Origin of the sequence: Lysinibacillus sp. NPDC058147 (assembly GCF_042884205.1) — a bacterium.
In the GTDB taxonomy this organism is placed as follows: Bacteria; Bacillota; Bacilli; order Bacillales_A; family Planococcaceae; genus Lysinibacillus.
The window spans coordinates 1-2,435 of record NZ_JBHVUJ010000026.1 but is presented as its reverse complement, the minus strand read 5'-3'; the positions used below and the strand labels follow the sequence as shown (position 1 = coordinate 2,435).

The window sequence follows — 2,435 nt, the reverse complement described above, 5'->3', positions numbered from 1 at the left end:
GCCTTTCGTGCGGGTCGGAACTTACCCGACAAGGAATTTCGCTACCTTAGGACCGTTATAGTTACGGCCGCCGTTTACTGGGGCTTCAATTCGCACCTTCGCTTACGCTAAGCGCTCCTCTTAACCTTCCAGCACCGGGCAGGCGTCAGCCCCTATACTTCGCCTTACGGCTTCGCAGAGACCTGTGTTTTTGCTAAACAGTCGCCTGGGCCTATTCACTGCGGCTCTCTCGGGCTTGCACCCTAACAGAGCACCCCTTCTCCCGAAGTTACGGGGTCATTTTGCCGAGTTCCTTAACGAGAGTTCTCTCGATCACCTTAGGATTCTCTCCTCGCCTACCTGTGTCGGTTTGCGGTACGGGCACCTCTCACCTCGCTAGAGGCTTTTCTTGGCAGTGTGGAATCAGGAACTTCGCTACTATAATTCGCTCGCCATCACAGCTCAGCCTTCACGGGAAACGGATTTGCCTATTTCCCAGCCTAACTGCTTGGACGCGGATATCCAATACCGCGCTTACCCTATCCTCCTGCGTCCCCCCATTGCTCAAATGGTGAGGAGGTGGTACAGGAATATCAACCTGTTATCCATCGCCTACGCCTTTCGGCCTCGGCTTAGGTCCCGACTAACCCTGAGCGGACGAGCCTTCCTCAGGAAACCTTAGGCATTCGGTGGAGGGGATTCTCACCCCTCTTTCGCTACTCATACCGGCATTCTCACTTCTAAGCGCTCCACAAGTCCTTCCGGTCTTGCTTCACAGCCCTTAGAACGCTCTCCTACCACTGTTCGAAGAACAGTCCGCAGCTTCGGTGATACGTTTAGCCCCGGTACATTTTCGGCGCAGAGTCACTCGACCAGTGAGCTATTACGCACTCTTTAAATGGTGGCTGCTTCTAAGCCAACATCCTGGTTGTCTAAGCAACTCCACATCCTTTTCCACTTAACGTATACTTTGGGACCTTAGCTGGCGGTCTGGGCTGTTTCCCTTTCGACTACGGATCTTATCACTCGCAGTCTGACTCCCAAGGATAAGTCATCGGCATTCGGAGTTTGACTGAATTCGGTAACCCGGTAGGGGCCCCTAGTCCAATCAGTGCTCTACCTCCGAGACTCTTACCTTGAGGCTAGCCCTAAAGCTATTTCGGAGAGAACCAGCTATCTCCAGGTTCGATTGGCATTTCACCCCTACCCACACCTCATCCCCGCACTTTTCAACGTGCGTGGGTTCGGGCCTCCATTCAGTGTTACCTGAACTTCACCCTGGACATGGGTAGATCACCTGGTTTCGGGTCTACGACCACGTACTCAATTCGCCCTATTCAGACTCGCTTTCGCTGCGGCTCCGCATCTTCTGCTTAACCTTGCACGGGATCGTAACTCGCCGGTTCATTCTACAAAAGGCACGCCATCACCCGTTAACGGGCTCTGACTACTTGTAGGCACACGGTTTCAGGATCTCTTTCACTCCCCTTCCGGGGTGCTTTTCACCTTTCCCTCACGGTACTGGTTCACTATCGGTCACTAGGGAGTATTTAGCCTTGGGAGATGGTCCTCCCGGATTCCGACGGAATTTCACGTGTTCCGCCGTACTCAGGATCCACTCAGGAGAGAACGAAGTTTTGACTACAGGGCTGTTACCTCCTATGGCGGGCCTTTCCAGACCTCTTCATCTACCTCGTTCCTTTGTAACTCCGTACAGAGTGTCCTACAACCCCAAGAGGCAAGCCTCTTGGTTTGGGCTAATTCCGTTTCGCTCGCCGCTACTCAGGGAATCGCATTTGCTTTCTCTTCCTCCGGGTACTTAGATGTTTCAGTTCCCCGGGTCTGCCTTCTCATATCCTATGTATTCAGATATGGATACCACTCCATTACGAGTGGTGGGTTTCCCCATTCGGAAATCTCCGGATCAAAGCTTGCTTACAGCTCCCCGAAGCATATCGGTGTTCGTCCCGTCCTTCATCGGCTCCTAGTGCCAAGGCATCCACCGTGCGCCCTTTCTAACTTAACCGTTAAAAAGAATCACTACGTGATATCTTGCATTACTAATTGAATGTGAATTACTTCTGTTATCTAGTTTTCAAAGAACAACGCATAGGACATGCTAACACATGCGTTGCCACAGGAAGTGGCGCATTTAGCAGGTGTTCCTATGTTTTGAAGGAATGATCCTTCAAAACTAAACAAGACAGGGAACGTTCTGTTTATAAGACCCAAGGTCTTATATTCCGTTAAAATCCTTAGAAAGGAGGTGATCCAGCCGCACCTTCCGATACGGCTACCTTGTTACGACTTCACCCCAATCATCTGTCCCACCTTCGGCGGCTGGCTCCTAAAAGGTTACCTCACCGACTTCGGGTGTTACAAACTCTCGTGGTGTGACGGGCGGTGTGTACAAGGCCCGGGAACGTATTCACCGCGGCATGCTGATCCGCGATTAC

The 2,435-nt window shown here is 51.9% G+C and carries 2 rRNA genes; both read right to left on the bottom strand.

Going from position 1 to position 2,435, the window contains the following annotated elements:
* Positions 1–2,005, bottom strand: a 23S ribosomal RNA gene (locus ACFVT8_RS24520); the annotation flags it as partial.
* 233 nt (positions 2,006–2,238) lie between these two features.
* Positions 2,239–2,435: ribosomal RNA gene (locus tag ACFVT8_RS24515) — 16S ribosomal RNA — on the bottom strand; the annotation flags it as partial.